14 protein-coding genes are annotated in these 15,776 nt (G+C 64.2%); 12 read left to right on the plus strand and 2 right to left on the minus strand.

Features of this window, described 5'->3' with window-relative positions; all coding sequences use genetic code 11:
- The first annotated feature begins 261 nt into the window (after positions 1 to 261).
- Positions 262 to 1,914, plus strand: coding sequence for a malate synthase A (gene aceB, locus ACSSVG_RS06465; RefSeq protein ID WP_492417976.1), 1,653 nt, complete (start codon positions 262 to 264; stop codon positions 1,912 to 1,914).
- Positions 1,915 to 2,040: 126 nt separating this feature from the next.
- Here the strand turns inward: aceB and ACSSVG_RS06470 are convergent, their stop codons facing one another.
- A complete protein-coding gene (locus ACSSVG_RS06470; RefSeq protein ID WP_492417978.1) occupies positions 2,041 to 3,234 on the minus strand; it encodes an MFS transporter in 1,194 nt (397 codons plus the stop codon).
- Between the two features lie 50 nt (positions 3,235 to 3,284).
- On the minus strand, positions 3,285 to 4,502 hold the full coding sequence (locus tag ACSSVG_RS06475; protein ID WP_492417979.1) for an ROK family transcriptional regulator: 1,218 nt from the start codon (positions 4,500 to 4,502) through the stop codon (positions 3,285 to 3,287).
- A gap of 144 nt (positions 4,503 to 4,646) precedes the next feature.
- Between ACSSVG_RS06475 and ACSSVG_RS06480 the strand changes: the two genes are divergently transcribed.
- The 11 genes from ACSSVG_RS06480 (at position 4,647) to ACSSVG_RS06530 (ending at position 15,776) form a co-directional block, all read left to right on the plus strand.
- The gene (locus ACSSVG_RS06480) at positions 4,647 to 5,738 is read left to right on the plus strand and encodes a Gfo/Idh/MocA family protein (protein ID WP_492417981.1); all 1,092 of its coding nucleotides are present in this window, start codon (positions 4,647 to 4,649) and stop codon (positions 5,736 to 5,738) included.
- Positions 5,735 to 6,550, plus strand: a complete 816-nt coding sequence (locus ACSSVG_RS06485) for a hypothetical protein (protein WP_492417983.1) — start codon at positions 5,735 to 5,737, stop codon at positions 6,548 to 6,550. Before ACSSVG_RS06480 ends, ACSSVG_RS06485 begins: the two co-directional genes overlap by 4 nt.
- Positions 6,551 to 6,668: 118 nt before the next feature.
- Entirely contained in the window at positions 6,669 to 7,997 is a 1,329-nt protein-coding gene (locus ACSSVG_RS06490) for an ABC transporter substrate-binding protein (RefSeq protein ID WP_492417985.1), read from the plus strand.
- Positions 7,998 to 8,009: 12 nt separating this feature from the next.
- Positions 8,010 to 8,972 (plus strand): carbohydrate ABC transporter permease, encoded by a 963-nt coding sequence (locus tag ACSSVG_RS06495; protein ID WP_024819493.1) that lies wholly within the window; start codon positions 8,010 to 8,012, stop codon positions 8,970 to 8,972.
- A complete protein-coding gene (locus ACSSVG_RS06500) occupies positions 8,972 to 9,865 on the plus strand; it encodes a carbohydrate ABC transporter permease (RefSeq protein WP_492417987.1) in 894 nt (297 codons plus the stop codon). Before ACSSVG_RS06495 ends, ACSSVG_RS06500 begins: the two co-directional genes overlap by 1 nt.
- 58 nt (positions 9,866 to 9,923) lie before the next feature.
- Entirely contained in the window at positions 9,924 to 10,670 is a 747-nt protein-coding gene (locus tag ACSSVG_RS06505; protein ID WP_492417988.1) for a sugar phosphate isomerase/epimerase family protein, read from the plus strand.
- Positions 10,667 to 11,788, plus strand: a complete 1,122-nt coding sequence (locus ACSSVG_RS06510; protein WP_253466318.1) for a Gfo/Idh/MocA family protein — start codon at positions 10,667 to 10,669, stop codon at positions 11,786 to 11,788. The genes ACSSVG_RS06505 and ACSSVG_RS06510 overlap by 4 nt, the downstream gene beginning before the upstream one ends.
- A gap of 21 nt (positions 11,789 to 11,809) precedes the next feature.
- Complete coding sequence (locus tag ACSSVG_RS06515) at positions 11,810 to 13,000, plus strand: Gfo/Idh/MocA family protein (RefSeq protein ID WP_492417990.1); 1,191 nt, start codon at positions 11,810 to 11,812, stop codon at positions 12,998 to 13,000.
- Between the two features lie 2 nt (positions 13,001 to 13,002).
- Positions 13,003 to 14,004 carry a sugar phosphate isomerase/epimerase family protein gene (locus tag ACSSVG_RS06520; protein ID WP_231340634.1) on the plus strand — a complete coding sequence of 334 codons (1,002 nt, stop codon included), beginning with the start codon at positions 13,003 to 13,005 and terminating at the stop codon, positions 14,002 to 14,004.
- 3 nt (positions 14,005 to 14,007) lie between these two features.
- Positions 14,008 to 14,895 (plus strand): 3-keto-disaccharide hydrolase, encoded by an 888-nt coding sequence (locus ACSSVG_RS06525; protein WP_253466309.1) that lies wholly within the window; start codon positions 14,008 to 14,010, stop codon positions 14,893 to 14,895.
- Positions 14,892 to 15,776 (plus strand): TolB family protein, encoded by an 885-nt coding sequence (locus tag ACSSVG_RS06530; RefSeq protein WP_253466306.1) that lies wholly within the window; start codon positions 14,892 to 14,894, stop codon positions 15,774 to 15,776. Before ACSSVG_RS06525 ends, ACSSVG_RS06530 begins: the two co-directional genes overlap by 4 nt.

Consider the following 15,776-nt stretch of genomic DNA (forward strand, 5'->3'; position numbering starts at 1 on the left):
TAGAACTCGGTCGAGGGCGGATATAGGGCCCCTTTACGCAGGCTGCCGCATTACCGGCCCTCCGGCCTCGTGCGGATCGCGCCTTCCGGACCGTCCCGACTGTCGGGATGGGGAATCCGGAAGCGTGCGTAAAAGGGGCCCTGTCCCGGACGCCGGCCGAGCTCCGCGAGGCCAAGCGGGCGGGATGGGGACTAGCACGCGGAGGATTACCCAACCCGGCCCGCCGCCGTCGAACATTTGCTTCTCATAGGAGAGATTGAAATGAACAGCTTCACTGACAACTTCACTATCAATGGCATTACTTTGACCGCGCAGCCCATGTGCCGGCAGAACGAGGTCTTGACGCCGGATGCCCTTGAGTTCATTGGCAAGTTGCACCGGGCTACGGCTGATCGTCGTCAGGAGCTGATGCAGGCGCGGCATGCCCGTCGCAACCAGATTTCCGGTGGCCAGGATCCGCGGTTCCTGCCGCAGACCGAGGGCATCCGGAACGATCCGACCTGGCGGGTGGCTCCCCCGGCTCCGGGTTTGGAGGACCGCCGCGTGGAGATCACGGGTCCGGTGGATAAGAAGATGACCATCAATGCCCTGAACTCGGGGGCGAAGGTGTGGCTGGCTGACATGGAGGATTCGTCCACGCCGACGTGGCGCAACGTGATCCAGGGTCAGCTGAACCTGACCGATGCTTTGGAGCGCCGGATCGATTTCACGTCTCCTGAGGGCAAGGAGTACAAGCTCAAGTCGGCCGAGGACCTGCCCACCATTGTGGTCCGCCCGCGTGGTTGGCACCTGCCGGAGAAGCACATGCTGATCGACGGCAAGCCGATCGCCGGCGGAATTGTGGACTTCGGGTTGTTCTTCTTCCACAACGCCCGCCGCCTGCTGGCCCAGGGCAAGGGCCCGTACTTCTACTTGCCGAAGATCGAGAACCACCTCGAGGCCCGGTTGTGGAACGACATCTTCGTCCTGGCACAGGATCTGCTCGGTATCCCGCAGGGCACCATCCGCGCCACGGTTTTGATCGAAACCATCACCGCCGCGTTCGAGATGGAAGAGATCCTGTACGAACTGCGGGACCACGCGAGCGGTTTGAACGCCGGCCGGTGGGACTACATCTTCTCGCTGATCAAGAACTTCCGTACCCGAGGACCACGTTTCGTGCTCCCGGACCGCGGCCAGGTGACCATGACCCAGCCGTTCATGCGCGCTTACACCGAGCAACTGGTCCGGGCCTGCCACCGCCGCGGGGCCATGGCGATCGGTGGGATGGCAGCAGCTGTCCCGAACCGCAAGGATGAGGCAGCCAACACTGCTTCGTTCGAGAAGGTTCGTGCTGACAAGACCCGCGAGGCCAACGACGGCTTTGACGGTTCGTGGGTGGCCCACCCGGATCTGGTGCCGGTATGCCGGGAAGTTTTTGACTCAGTTCTCGGAGACCGCTCCAACCAGTTGGACCGTTCCCGCGAGGATGTCACCCCGGATGACCGTGCGCTGATCGATATCGCCAGCACGGAGGGCACCATCACCGAGGGCGGGGTCCGTCTGAACATCGAGGTGGGCATCCGCTACATCGAGTCCTGGCTGCGGGGCAACGGGGCTGTGGCCATCCACAACCTCATGGAAGACGCCGCTACCGCGGAGATCTCCCGGTCCCAGCTGTGGCAGTGGATTCACGCCCACGCGATCGTCGAGAACGGTGACGTCATCACCCGTGAATGGGTAGAGGACCTGCTGGACGAGGAATTCGCCCGCCTGGAACGCTTCGACGGAGACCGTTTCGCCGACGCCCGCGCCATCTTCGAGGAAGTCACCCTGGCCGAGGAATTCCCCACCTTCCTGACCATCCCCGCGTACGCCCGTTTCCTCACCGAGGCCCGAGAAGAGGCCACGGAAGAGGAACTCGTCGCCGCTTAGGTCCAGGACCTGAGCAAGCGACACATCAAGCCCCGACGCTGGGCTGCCTGCACTCTTCGCAACAAGTGACCCCGACCGCCGGGGAGGCAGCCCAGCAGCGGAATACCCTGGGGCTGCCGGGCAACCCTAGCGCTGCCGGGCCACCCAGCGCACGGACAAAGTGGTGCACACGCAGAACGCGAGCACCGAGCCGAGGATCACGAAGAGCGGGACAGTCCAGCCGTCGGTAACACTGTGAACGTAGCCAATAACCGTGGGCGCCAACGCAGCAAAGCAGTAACCCACCCCCTGCACCATCGCGGACATCTTCCCGGCAGCGGCCTGGGATTGCGCGAACTTGATGATGGCAATGAAGATCACCGTGATGCCACCGCCTTGGGCAACCCCGCCCAGCGAGGACCACAACCACCACAGCGAAGGCGAGAGCAGCAAGCCCACGGGAACTGTCAGCCACAGCGCGCTCAAGGTGACCGCCACCGTCGTCGTACTGGCGAAGCGGGCCAGAAGCGGCACGCCCAGACCGCCCACGATCGCGAAGATCTGGAACAGCGAGGACCCCGCACCGGCTTCGGCGGTGCCCATGGCGAGTTCATCGGAGAGGAAACTGGGCAGCCACGCGGTGATGCCGTAGTAGGAGAAGGCCTGGCCAGCGAAACCGAAGGTCAGGCCCACAGTCAGCCAGCCCACACCCGCAACAGGCCCGGCGCCGGAAGCAACAGGCGCAGGAACAGCTGCCGGAATAAAGGCCCGTCGGGCACCCACGGTGGGCACCCAGAACAGGATGGCCGCCAAGGCCAACAAAGCGCTCGCAGCAAGGGCCAGCCGCCACCCCACCAGCTCAGCCAAGGGCGCAGTTGCCACCGACGTGAGGAACGAGCCGATGTTGAGCGCGGCCGTATAGACGCCCATCGCGGTTGCCTGCCGCCGAGGTGCAAAGTCGCGCCGGATAATAAGCGGCACTGCGATATTGCCGATGGTGATGGCCACGCCAATGATGACCGTGCCCGCCATCACCAAAGCGCTGCCGCCACTGGAACGGATCACCACCCCGGCCAGCACGCCGAGCAGCGTGAGCATCACGGCGAATTCGGCTCCGAGGCGTCGTCCTGCCAGGGAGGCCAAGGGGGACGCGAGGGAGAAACAGAGCACCGGAATGCCGGTCAGCAGCCCGAGTTCAACGGGCGAGAAGCCGAGATCCTGCTGCAGGGAATCCACCACGGGAGCCACGGCCACGAAGGGTCCGCGCATGTTCAGGGCAATGAGGCCGATGCACGCGAGGATCAGCCAACCGCGGGGAATTTTGGCGAGGAAAGTAGACATCACTTTCATTGCTATCACGCCACCACCCGGCATACGGCACCGAACAAGGCTTAGCCCGTCGCTTGGAGCGTGGCCTCAATCACTGCCGGCGACAGAACGTGCTGGGTGACCATCTGGCTGGCACCCAGGATGGCCGCGCGGTCACCGGCCATGGAGATGCCGATGCGCAGGTGCGTGGTGGCCAGCGGCAGCGAACGTCGGTACACCACTTCGCGGATGCCGGCCACGAGGTGTTCGCCGGCCTCCCCCACGCTGCCGCCGATGATGATCATGGACGGATTGAGCAGGTTGACCACGGTTGCCAGCACATCGCCAACATCGCGGCCCGCCTGGCGCAGCGCCTGGATCGCCTGCAGGTTTCCCTCGCCGACCAGCCGCAGGACGTCGGCACCTGTGGACGCTTCCAGGCCTTGCGCCTGCAGTTGACGCGCGACGGCGGGACCTGAGGCCAGCGCTTCGAGGCATCCGTGGTTGCCGCACCGGCAGAGGACGTCGTCGCCGCGGGGAACACGGACGTGGCCGAGGTCGCCGGCGGTGCCGTTGGCACCACGCTGCAGCTCACCGCTGCTGATGATGCCGGCGCCGATGCCGGTGGCCACTTTGATGAACAGGAAGTTGTCGAGGTCCGGCCAGTACGCGGTGCGTTCGCCGAGGGCCATGATGTTGACGTCGTTGTCCACCAGGACGGGAACGGGCAACGAGCGCTGGACGTACGTGACGACGTCGAATCCGTCCCACCCGGGCATGATGGGCGGCTTCACGGGCCGCCCGGTGTCGTGTTCAACGGGCCCGGGCAAGCCGATGCCCATGCCGGCGAGGTCGCCAATTTGGCGGCCCGCCTCGGCCAAAAGTTCACGGCCCGCGGAGATGACGCGGCCCAGGACCATCTCGGGGCCGTCGGCGACTTCTTGTGCGAGGCGTCGCTCCGCGAGGATGCTGCCGCTGAGGTCGGTGACGGCAACAATCACGTGGGTCGCTCCGACGTCGACCGCGAGGACGACGCGTGCGGCGGGGTTGAAAGCAAAGCGCGACGGCGGCCTGCCGCCGCTGGAGCTCGCCTCACCGGCGGGTCCCACCAGACCCGAACTGATGAGGGCGTCAATACGGGAAGCGACGGTGGATCGGGCCAGCCCGGTGGTGACTGCGAGTTCGGCGCGGGTGCGGGCTTGCCCGTCGCGAAGTAGTTGGAACAGGTCGCCAGCACGCGAAAGGTTGCCAGCCTCCAGAACGGAGGTATTTCCGGCGTCGTTTCCGGTGGCTGTTGTCATGCCTTTAGTGAAGCACGATTGCTTATGCGTGTCATGCAGCAGAAGTTTGTCGGCAATATTTCAACTTTTGCTTGACGCTCGGCAAAAGTCCCTTTAGGTTGTGATGAGCAGCACACCAGTCCGCTTACGAAGAGGTAACTGAACTTGTCCAGCCACATAGACGTCGCCCCTACTTTGGGAGTTGGCATCCTCGGCGCCGGCCCGGTCACCCAGGCCATCCACTTGCCGTCACTCGCCCGCTTGGGCGACATCCTTACCGTCCGCCACATCATGGACGTCGACCCCGTCGTCGCTGAGTCCGTGGCCGCCCGCGTTGGTGCCGCGCACAGCACCAGCATCGACGCCCTCCTGGGCGACGCCTCCGTAGACATCGTGGCGATCTGCAGCCCGCACCAGTTCCACGCCGCGCAGGTCATCGCCGCCTGCCGCGCCGGCAAGAAAGCCGTCCTCTGCGAGAAGCCATTCGCCATGAACGCCGAAGAAGCAGCGCAGATCTCCGCCGTCAGCGAAGAAACGGGAGTGCCGATCATCGTGGGCGCCATGCACACCTTCGATCCCGGCTGGCTCGCCGCAAGCGAGAACTGGGGAGACCTGCCGGACAACGTCCACACGATCCGTTCCTCGATCGTCCTGCCGCCCAACGCCCGGTTTGAGGACTTCGCCACTGAGATCATCACCCGTCCCGCCGGCGGCGCCCCGGACTACTCGGACCCCGAGGTCATCAAGGGCGCACTCCGCGGCGGGATCATGGGCCTGGCCATCCACGACCTCCCCTTGATCCGCAGGTTCACACCGGACTTCAAGGACATCGAAGTACTGGAAGCACGCCACGTCCGCCCGTTCGGCTACGTCATCCCGCTCCGCACCCCCACACGGACCATCGAGCTCCGCGCAGCCATGAACAACACGTGGAAGCCCGAGTGGAGCTTTGAGGCCATCTCAGATGACGCCACCCTCCGCATCGACTTCACGCCGTCCTACGTCCAGGCGGGTTCGGCCGTGGCGACCTTCACCCGCGGCAACGAAACCACCATTCACGGCCCCTTTGACCACAACGGCTACGAAGGTGAGTGGCGCGAACTGGCCGCATTGGCTGCAGGAGCAAAGCAACCGCCGTCTGCGCAAACCCTGATTGACGACCTGACTTTCGCGTTGGACATCGCCGACGCCACGGTGGCCAATGTCGAAGCACAGCACGCAGCCCAGCACGCGGTTGCCGAAGGAGCCCACGCATGAGCGCCGCCGTGGAAACCAAGCACTACACCGTCCGCGCCACCCCGGAGGCCCAGGAAGCTGGTGCGGTTGCCCTGGCAGTCGCGTCCCTTCCCGAATCCTTCGGCCCAGCCGCCGGAGACAACCAGCCCCACGTCCAGGTCATCGCGGGTACGCCGGGCTGGACCGCCCACGCCGTAGAGGCCATCAGCGCCGGAGCCCGCGGAATCGTAGTGGTGAACCCCGCCGCGGAAAACACGGAGTTGCTCCAGGCAGCAGCCCAACACAGGGGCACCGTCGTTGTCCTCGACCAGCGCTGGGCCTCCAACCCCGCCATCCCGGCAGCCGAGGATGCCGTCCGTTCCATGGCGGGCCGCGCCGCCGTGCTCGACTCCGTGGCCACCGCGCCGGTGGGAACCGACTCCGGCGAGCTGCTCGCGGACCATCTTGCCGCCGTCGTACGCGTCACCGGACCGTTGGGGAGCCTCAGGGTCCTGAGCCGCGGACCGCACGGTTACACGGCGACGGCGGTACTCGCCAACGGCGCACCGGTTGCGTTGCAGGGCGTCCGCTCCAACGCCTGTCCGGCAGTCGTCAAAGTCACCTTGCTGACCGACGACGGCGGCGTCAGCGTCACGCTGCCGGAACCGGTCGCTGCGTGGCCGGCAACCATCAAAGTCACCGGGCCCCAAGGCGACCTGATTCTTCCGACGATCTACGAATCCGCTCACCGCGCTACATGGCGTCGGCTCAAGGAACACCTCGACGCCGGCACCAACCCATCCGACCTGCACAGCTTCGCGGTGTTGTCGGAAACCATCACAGCACTCATCTAACCGAGCTCTACAACAACAGCACTATCCAGCCATTCAGTATCCGTTTGCCCTCCTCAAAGTTGAGCTGGACCGGAACATCAACGCAGAGAACGCGTTGCCGGTCCCGAAAGGAATCACTATGAATGTTCAGTCCGCAGCCACCCGTTCCTTCTCCCGCCGCAATTTCCTCGGCCTCACGGCAGCAGCGGCCTCGGTGCCGCTCCTGGCTGCCTGCGGCGGTGGCTCAGCCACCCAGGGCGGCGGGGGCGGCGCCGGTGGAACCGTAAAGTTCTGGGATATGCCCTGGGCTACGCCGGCCTACAACGACTCCGCCAAGAAGATCGCAGAAGGCTTCGCGGGTGCGAACAACGCCAAGGCCAGCTACCAGATCATCCAGTGGAACAACTTCTACCAGACGTTCTCCTCGGCCATCGCGTCCAAGACCGGCCCGGCAGTGTCCACCGGCGGCGGCTTCCAGGCCTTCCAGTTCGAGCAGCAGGGCCAGATCGCGTACGCGGACAAGGTCATTGAGAAGATGAAGTCCAACGGGCAGTTCGATGACTTCCTGCCCGGCGTGGTGGAGCCGTTCAAGACGGACAAGGGCTACGTAGCGGTTCCGTGGCAGCTGGATATCCGGCCGCTCTGGTACCGCAAGTCCCTGTTCGAGAAGGCAGGCGTAGCGGTTCCCACGGACTGGGCTTCGCTTCTGGAAGCGGGCAAGAAGATGAAGGGCATAGGTGCTGTTGGCTTCGCCACGGGTTCCGGCGCTGGCAATAATATCGGCAACCACCTGATGATCATGATGATGCTGAACAACGGTGGCGGCGTCTTCAGCAAGGACGGCGGCCAGCTAGATGTCATGAACGACCGAAACGTGGAGGCCATCGAGTTCATGCTTGAGCTTGTCTCCAACGGCATCGTTGACCCTGCTGCCGTTAGCTACACCACGGACAACCTCAACGCCCAGTGGAAGGACGGCAAGGCCGCCTACGGCATGTTGACTTTGGGCGTTCCCGAGCGCGTGGGCGACACCTCCGGCGACATCGTGGTGGCGAGCCCGATCGCCGGTCCGCACGGAGACAAGGCAGCCCTGATCTTCCCGAACAACATCATGATGTACACCAACACTCCGTCCCAGGAAGCTTCCGAAGAGTTCGTGGTCTACTACCTGGGCAAGCTCAAGGAACTGTGGCAGCAAAAGCTCATGAATGCCCTGCCGGTGTTCAAGTCCATCACCGAAATGCCCGAGTTCACTGCTGACCCGAACAACGTGAAGATTGTCGATGAGTACGTCCCGATCGCCAAGACGTTCGCCGCCCAGGGAACAGCTCTCAGCGCTGATCTCGCTGCTTTGGATGGTGGGCAGGCGTTGAATCAGTTCACCCAGACCGTCCTGACAGGCAAGACTGATGCGAAGTCCGCGCTGCAAGCCTTCGAGTCCGGCCTCAAGTCAGTGCTGAAGAAGTAAGCGGCCACCATCATGTCTTCCACAACTACCAGCTCGGGCCTTGCCCGGGCCCGCAAGGGGCTCGCCCCCGGCGGGTCCGGCGGCGGGACCGGGAACCGCAAAAGCAAACTATCGGCGCAAACATCCAGAACGTTCTTCTGGCTCCTGCTGCCCTCAGTCATCCTGCTCGTCCTGATCCACGGCTACCCCCTCTTCCATGCCGGCATCCAAGCCACCCACGACGGTAACCTGATCCAAACCGGCAGTTTCGTCGGGCTCGAGAACTTCCAACAAGTCCTGTCCTCACCAGCCTTCTGGAAAGCCGCCCAATTCACCCTGCTCTTCACCATCGTCGGCGTGTTCGGGTCCTGGGCCGTGGGCCTTGGCCTTGCCCTGCTCCTCCGCACCAAAATCCCCGCCGGGGGCACCTTCAAAGTCCTCCTCCTCCTGCCCTGGGTCGTCCCGATCGTGGTCTCCTCCACCGCCTGGAACTGGCTCGTCGCCACCCCCGACAGCCTCATCCCGTCCATCTTCCGCAACCTCGGACTCGGAACACCCCTATTCCTGGCAGACCCCACCCTGGCCGCCGTGACCGTCATGATCTTCAAAGTCTGGGTCTCCTTCCCCTTCATGATGATGATGACCTCCGCAGCCCTGGCCTCCGTAGACACCACCGTCTACGAAGCCGCCAACATGGACGGCGCCTCCCGCTTCCAGCAATTCACCCAAATCACCCTGCCCCTGATCGCCCGATCCACCTACATCTCCTGGATCCTCATGACGATCTTCTGCGTCAACGACTTCCCCACCATCTACCTGCTCACCGGCGGCGGCCCCGTCGACGCCACCACCTCCCTGGTCGTCCTGGCCTACCGCACCGTCTTCCAGGACTTCGCTACCGGACCCGGCGTCGCCATCGCCTTCCTCATGACCATCACCCTGGTAGTCGTCTCGGTCATCCTGTACCGCCAGATCCGAAAGTCGAGCGTCGAATAATGAGCGCAGTACTCCACGCCCACCCCGAATCCGGACCCGCCCTCGGCATCACCACCACCGGCAAAACCCGCCGCACCCTCTCCGAAGCCGGCATGCGCGGACGCTGGTGGCGGTTCGCCCTGATCCTGGCCATCACCGCGATCGTCCTGGTCCCCATCATGGTCACCGTCATCCTGGCCCTCACCCCGGCACCGAACAGCACCACCACCGGCCTGACCTTCGAAAACATCACCGGCGTCTTCACCAAAACCCTCGCCGGCGTCTGGCTCCAAAACAGCCTCGTCACCACCCTCTCCACCGTGATCGTCTCCGTCGCCGTCGCCGCACCCGCCGGTTACGTCCTCTCCCGCGGCCGATCCAAAGCCGTCTCCGGCTACTCCCTGCTGCTCTTCGTCATGCAATCCCTGCCCATCATCACCTCAGTGGTCCCCCTCTTCATCCTCTTCGCCGCCATGGGCCTGGTAGACAACCTCATGGGCCTGACCATCATCTACGTCGGCTCCACCATGACCGTGGCCACCTGGATGATGGCCGCCTACTTCGACTCCATCCCCATCAGCCTCGAAGAAGCATCCTGGATCGATGGCTGCTCCGTCTTCGGCTCCTTCACCAAAGTCGTCCTCCGCAACTCCCTCCCAGGCATCCTCTCCACCGCCATCTTCGCCTTCCTCCTAGCCTGGAACGACTACCTCGTCGCCATCGTCTTCCTCCGCTCCAACGAAATCTTCACCCTCCCCATGGGCGTCCAATCCTTCTTCCAACAAAACCTCACCGACTGGTCCGGAGTCATGGCCCTCGCCGTCATCATGATGCTCCCACCCATCATCGTCTTCGCCGCCCTCAACAAATACTTCAGCGTCGGCGGCATCGGCGGATCCCTCGCAGGCCGCTAGCTAGACTGGCCGCACGTCCCTAAATTCCCGGAAAATCCAACTCCCGAAAAGGAACCCAATGTCTTACTCACTCCAGCTGTACACCCTCCGCAATGCCATCCAGGAGGACCTGCCTGGAACCATCAAGAAGGTTGCCGAGATCGGTTTTACACAGGTTGAGCCGTACAACTTCGTGGCCACCGCCAAGGAACTCGGCGCGGCGTTGAAGGAAAACGGTCTCACTGCTCCGTCCGGTCACGCCCCGCTGTTGAGCCAGGACCAGGACGAGATCTTTGCCGCGGCCAAGGAACTGGGCATCACCACGGTGATCGATCCGTTCCTTCCCGCGGAGCACTGGCAGGACGCCGAGACCATTCAGGCCACGGCCGCCAAGCTCAACGCTGCAGCCAAGAAGGGTGCTGAGTATGGCGTCCGCGTGGGTTACCACAACCACGCGTGGGAGCTGGAGTCCACCATCGAGGGCAAGACCGCCCTGGAATACTTCGAAGGACTGCTGGATCCGGAACTCGTCCTCGAAGTAGACACGTACTGGGTTGCCGTTGGTGGGCAAGACCCCGTGGAACTTTTGGCCCGCCTCGGCGACCGCGTGAAGCTCATCCACATTAAGGACGGCCCGGGCAACACCGATACCAAGGCTCAGCAGCCCGCTGGCCAAGGCACCATTCCGGTCCTGGATGTCATCGCTGCTGCCAAGTCCCTGGAAGTTGGCGTGGTGGAATTCGACGACTACTCCGGCGACATTTTCCAGGGCATCACGGAAAGCCTCGCGTACCTCAACGCCGCAGCAGAAGGAGCCAAGGCATGAGCTTCGCACCCTCCACCCGTACAGGCCCGGTGGGCGTTGCCGTCATCGGCGCGGGCAACATCAGCAAGCAGTACCTGGACAACCTCACCACCTTCCCTGACCTGAAGGTCCTGGTGATCGCGGACCTCTTCGTCGAGGCCGCCGAAGCACGGGCCAAGGAATATGGGATCCCGGAGTTCGGTGCGCCCGAGCTGGCACTGAACCATCCCGACGTCGAAATCATTGTGAACCTGACCATCCCGGCAGCGCACGTGGAGGTGGCCACTGCGGCGGTCAACGCGGGCAAGCACGTCTGGACCGAGAAGCCCTTCTCGTTGGATCGCGAGTCGGGGCTGGGTCTGCTCAAGGCCGCTGATGCCGCCGGCATCCGCCTGGGCACCGCCCCGGACACGTTCCTGGGCGCAGGGTTGCAGACGGCACGCCGGATCATCGAACGTGGCGACATCGGTACCCCGTTGACAGGTATGACCACGTTCCAGACTCCCGGTCCGGAGTCGTGGCATCCGAACCCGGCGTTCTTGTTCCAGCACGGTGCCGGTCCGCTGTTCGACATGGGTCCGTACTACCTGACCGCCCTGATCCAGACGTTCGGATCGGTCCGCAAGGTAGCCGCCGTCGGCTCCTCGGCGAAGGCGACCCGCATTATTGGTTCCGGTCCCAAGGCAGGCGAGGAATTCGCCGTCGAGGTCCCCACGCACGTGTCCGCGATGGCGCAGTTCGAAGGCGGCCAGTCCTCGCACAGCGTGTTCTCCTTCGAGTCGCCGCGTCTGCGGATGGGCTTCGTTGAAATCACGGGCTCGGAGGCTACGCTGTCCCTGCCGGACCCGAACTACTTCGACGGCGACCTGAAGCTCTGGCGTCCGGGCGCGGAAGAACCGGAGATCATCCCTGCCACCGGTCCGGCCAACGGCCGCGGCCTGGGTGTGCTGGACATGGCCCGCGCCTTGCGTTCCGGCACTGCGCACCGCGCCACGGGCGATCTTGCCTACCACGTGCTGGACAGCATGGTCTCGATCGCTGAGTCCGTGGAGTCGGGAACGTTCGTGGACGTCACCAGCAACGCACCTGTCTCGGCGGCCCTCCCTGAGGACTGGGCACCCGAAACAGCCACTCTCTAAGAATCAGCGAGGAACAAGAACATGACCACCCCCGCCCACCCATCCGACCACCCTTCCCAGGCGCATCAACCACTCGGCGTGGCCGCCATCGGCTACGCCTTCATGGGAAAGGCCCACTCGAATGCGTGGCGGAACGTGGCCAGTTTCTTCGACGTCCCGGCTTTCGAGCAGAAAGTGCTGGTGGGCCGGGACGCCACCCAGGTGGCCGAGGCAGCAGCCAAGTATGGCTGGGCCGAGTCCGCCACCGACTGGCGTTCCGTGATTGAACGCGACGACATCCACATCATCGATATCTGCGCGCCCGGCTGGATGCACGCCGAAATTGCCATTGCGGCATTGGCCGCCGGGAAACACGTGCTGGTGGAGAAGCCGCTGGCCAACACCCTGGGTGAGGCCGAGTTGATGGTGGCCGCAGCCGCCTCCGCGCGGGCCAACGGCGTGCAGTCCATGATCGGCTTCAACTACCGCCGTGTCCCGGCCCTGGCGCTTGCCCGGGAACTCATCGCCGAAGGACGCCTCGGCACCATCCGCCACGTCCGCGCCGCGTACTTGCAGGACTGGCTCTCGGATGCCGAGTCCCCCATGACCTGGCGCCTCCGGAAGGAAACGGCCGGTTCCGGTGCCCTGGGCGACATCGCTTCCCACGCCATCGACCAGGTCCTGTTCCTCCTGGGTGACGCGGTCACCGAGGTTTCAGGCCGCTTGCACACCTTCGTGGACCGCCGCCCCGGCGCTAATGGGCTTGAAGATGTCACGGTCGACGACGCCGCTTGGGCCACGCTGACCCTCGCCTCCGGGGCAATCGCCTCAGTTGAGGTTTCGCGGGTAGCGACGGGCCAGAAGAACTCCCTCAAACTCGAAATTTACGGCGACAAGGGCACCATCCTCTTTGACCTTGAAGCCCTCAATGAACTCGGCTTCCTGGACGCCACCGTGCCCGTCCGTGAGCAGGGTTTCCGGCGGATCCTGGTCAACGAACCCGAACACCCCTATCTCGAGGCGTGGTGGCCGCAGGGTCACATCATCGGCTGGGAACACACCTTCACCCACCAGATCCGGGACTTCCTGACCGCCATCGCGGCCGGTGAGGCGCCATCGCCGTCGTTCGAGGAAGGCCTGAACGTCCAGCACATCCTCGCCGCCGTGGAAGAGTCCGCTGCCGCCAAAAGCTCACTGATCCAACTTTCCAGCACCGCAACTGAAGGAGCCTGACCATGTCCCGCCCGTACACCCTGTTCACCGGCCAGTGGGCCGACCTCCCCTTCGAGGAAGTCGCGCGCCTAGCCTCGGGCTGGGGCTACGACGGCCTGGAAATCGCCGTCTCCGGAGACCACCTGGACGCCTGGCGCTGGGACGAGCCCGGCTACGTCGAGTCCAAGCTCGCCATCCTGGAGAAGTACAACTTGAAGGTCTGGGCCATCTCCAACCACCTCAAAGGCCAGGCAGTCTGCGATGACCCCATCGACTTCCGCCACGAAGCCATCGTCGGCACGCGCGTCTGGGGCGACGGGGAACCCGAAGGCGTCCGCCAACGCGCTGCCGAGGAAATGAAACACACCGCACGCCTCGCCCGCGCGCTCGGGGTGGATACCGTGGTCGGGTTCACCGGTTCCTCCATCTGGCAGTACGTCGCCATGTTCCCGCCCGTCCCCGAGAAAGTCATCGAGGCCGGCTACCAGGACTTCGCCGACCGCTGGAACCCCATCCTGGACGTCTTCGACGAATGCGGGGTCCGTTTCGCCCACGAAGTCCACCCGAGTGAGATCGCTTACGACTACTGGACCACCGTCCGGACCCTCGAAGCGATCGGTCACCGCGAAGCGTTCGGGCTGAACTGGGACCCGTCCCACTTCATGTGGCAGGGCATCGACCCTGTGTCCTTCATCTGGGACTTCAAGGACCGGATCTACCACGTGGACTGCAAGGACACCAAGCTCCGCCCCACCGGCCGCAACACTGTGATGGGCTCCCATCTGCCCTGGGGCGACCCGCGCCGTGGCTGGGACTTCGTCTCCGCCGGACGCGGCGATGTGCCCTGGGAATCGTCCTTCCGCGCCCTCACTGCCATCGGCTACAACGGACCCATCTCTGTTGAGTGGGAAGACGCCGGCATGGACCGCCTGCACGGCGCCCCCGAAGCCCTCGCGGCGCTGAAGAAGTTCGACTTCCCCGCCTCGCAGACCAGCTTCGACGCCGCCTTCAGCAGCAAGGACTAGGGCGTGGCTGAGACAGAAACTCACGAGGACGCCGGGTTCGTCCCCCTGTTCGACGGCACCACCCTGTCCGGTTGGAGAACCGTGCCCCGCATTTACGGATCTTTGTACCCGGGTGGCCCTTCCGTCCTGGATCTCTTCGCGCAAGACGGAAGGGAACTTCCGGTCGAGCCCGAGAAGCATCCAGCGAAGTGGTTCGTGGACAACGGTGTGCTGGTGGGCGAACAGGACTCCCCGGGGAGCGGCTACGGCGGATACCTCGTCACGGAGAAGGCCTACGGTGACTTTGAACTGGTCCTGGAAATGCGGCCCGACTGGCCTGCAGATACTGGCGTCATGCTTCGACGCCTGCCTGACAGTTGGGAAGGCTTCCAGGTCTTGGTGGACCACCGTCCGTCCGGCGGCATCGGCGGGTTCTTCGGCAACGGACTGGCGAGTTTCTCGGCTGTACCGTTCGCCGTGGACGTAGCCCGCGACACCTCGGGACGGCCGACTGGCCTGATCGCCGATGACCCCACCTCGTCTGTCGAACCAGTCACCGAAGAAAAGCGTGCCCGACTGAGCTACGCGGCCGACGTCGACGATTTCCTCAATGCCTGGCGCTGGGACGACTGGAACGAGCTTCGGATCCGTTGCGTGGGTGCGCTTCCTGTTATAACGACCTGGGTCAATGGCCTCAAGATCGCCGAGCTTGACACCGCCACCCTGGACTCGCCCGATTACAACCCGTCCGATGTCCTGGACGTGCTCGGCGAACGCGGGCATATCGCGTTGGAGGTCCACGACAACGACTCGTACTTCGGCGAGGCACGCTGGGGTGTCGGAGCGCAATGCCGCTGGCGGAATATCCGTATTAAGGAACTCACGCCTATCGGCACGGAGGTGTCAGAGTGATCCGCGCCCTTCAACCCGGGCAGCGCTGCGAAGTCTGGATCGCGTCGGTCACCGGCCAGGCCGAGCTGGTGTACTCCGCTGATGACGTGCTGCTGGAGGCGCCCAACTGGACCCTCGACGGCGAGGCACTCGTCCTCAACGGGGACGGAAAGTTGTGGCGCTTTGATCTGTCCGCCAGTTCCCTGGAGGCTGTTCCGCTGAGTGGCGTCCCGGACCTCAACAACGATCACGTTCTGGCACCTGACGGCAAGGACATCTTCCTCTCCGCCAACGATGGCCACATCTACCGTGCCGCGCTTTCCGGTGGCCCGGCCACCAGGATCACTGACGACGACGGTTCCTTCCACTTCCTCCACGGAGTCAGCCCTGACGGAAAGGAACTCGCCTACGTGGGCATCGAGGCGGGCGACTTTACGCAGCCGGGCCGCCTGATGACCCTGGCGTCCGACGGCGGTGCTGCCGCCCGCGTTGATGTCGGGTCCGGTCACTGCGACGGCCCGGAGTACTCGCCGGATGGGGAGTGGCTGTACCTGAACACAGAATCGTTCAGCTCGGTACCCGGCCACGCCCAGCTTGCCCGGATCACGATCGACGGCAACGAATTCGAGCAGCTCCTCGAGTCCGATACCGTCGACTGGTTTCCGCACGTCTCCCCCGATGGGCGCTTCGCCAGCTACATCCGATTCCCCAGCGGAACGGAAGGCCACCCCGCCGACTTGCCGGTCGACGTCGTGCTTGTTTCGACCGAGGACTGGACCACTCCCCTCCATACATGGCCACTCTTCGGCGGCCAAGGTACCCTCAACGTCAACAGCTGGTCGCCGGATTCCGGGCGCTTTGCGTTTGTGGCGTACCCAATTTCCGACCCAACAAAGGACTAG

This window comes from Paenarthrobacter sp. E2MeOHC11, assembly GCF_058744955.1.

What these genes read in the sequence shown, in the direction of transcription:
- ACSSVG_RS06510 (WP_253466318.1), top strand. Translation starts at nt 10,667, where the DNA reads ATGAGCTTCGCACCCTCCACCCGTACAGGCCCGGTGGGCGTTGCCGTC.
- ACSSVG_RS06520 (WP_231340634.1), top strand. Translation starts at nt 13,003, where the DNA reads ATGTCCCGCCCGTACACCCTGTTCACCGGCCAGTGGGCCGACCTCCCC.
- ACSSVG_RS06485 (WP_492417983.1), top strand. Translation starts at nt 5,735, where the DNA reads ATGAGCGCCGCCGTGGAAACCAAGCACTACACCGTCCGCGCCACCCCG.
- ACSSVG_RS06505 (WP_492417988.1), top strand. Translation starts at nt 9,924, where the DNA reads ATGTCTTACTCACTCCAGCTGTACACCCTCCGCAATGCCATCCAGGAG.
- ACSSVG_RS06515 (WP_492417990.1), top strand. Translation starts at nt 11,810, where the DNA reads ATGACCACCCCCGCCCACCCATCCGACCACCCTTCCCAGGCGCATCAA.
- ACSSVG_RS06475 (WP_492417979.1), bottom strand. Translation starts at nt 4,502, where the DNA reads ATGACAACAGCCACCGGAAACGACGCCGGAAATACCTCCGTTCTGGAG.
- ACSSVG_RS06490 (WP_492417985.1), top strand. Translation starts at nt 6,669, where the DNA reads ATGAATGTTCAGTCCGCAGCCACCCGTTCCTTCTCCCGCCGCAATTTC.
- ACSSVG_RS06500 (WP_492417987.1), top strand. Translation starts at nt 8,972, where the DNA reads ATGAGCGCAGTACTCCACGCCCACCCCGAATCCGGACCCGCCCTCGGC.
- aceB (WP_492417976.1), top strand. Translation starts at nt 262, where the DNA reads ATGAACAGCTTCACTGACAACTTCACTATCAATGGCATTACTTTGACC.
- ACSSVG_RS06470 (WP_492417978.1), bottom strand. Translation starts at nt 3,234, where the DNA reads ATGTCTACTTTCCTCGCCAAAATTCCCCGCGGTTGGCTGATCCTCGCG.
- ACSSVG_RS06495 (WP_024819493.1), top strand. Translation starts at nt 8,010, where the DNA reads ATGTCTTCCACAACTACCAGCTCGGGCCTTGCCCGGGCCCGCAAGGGG.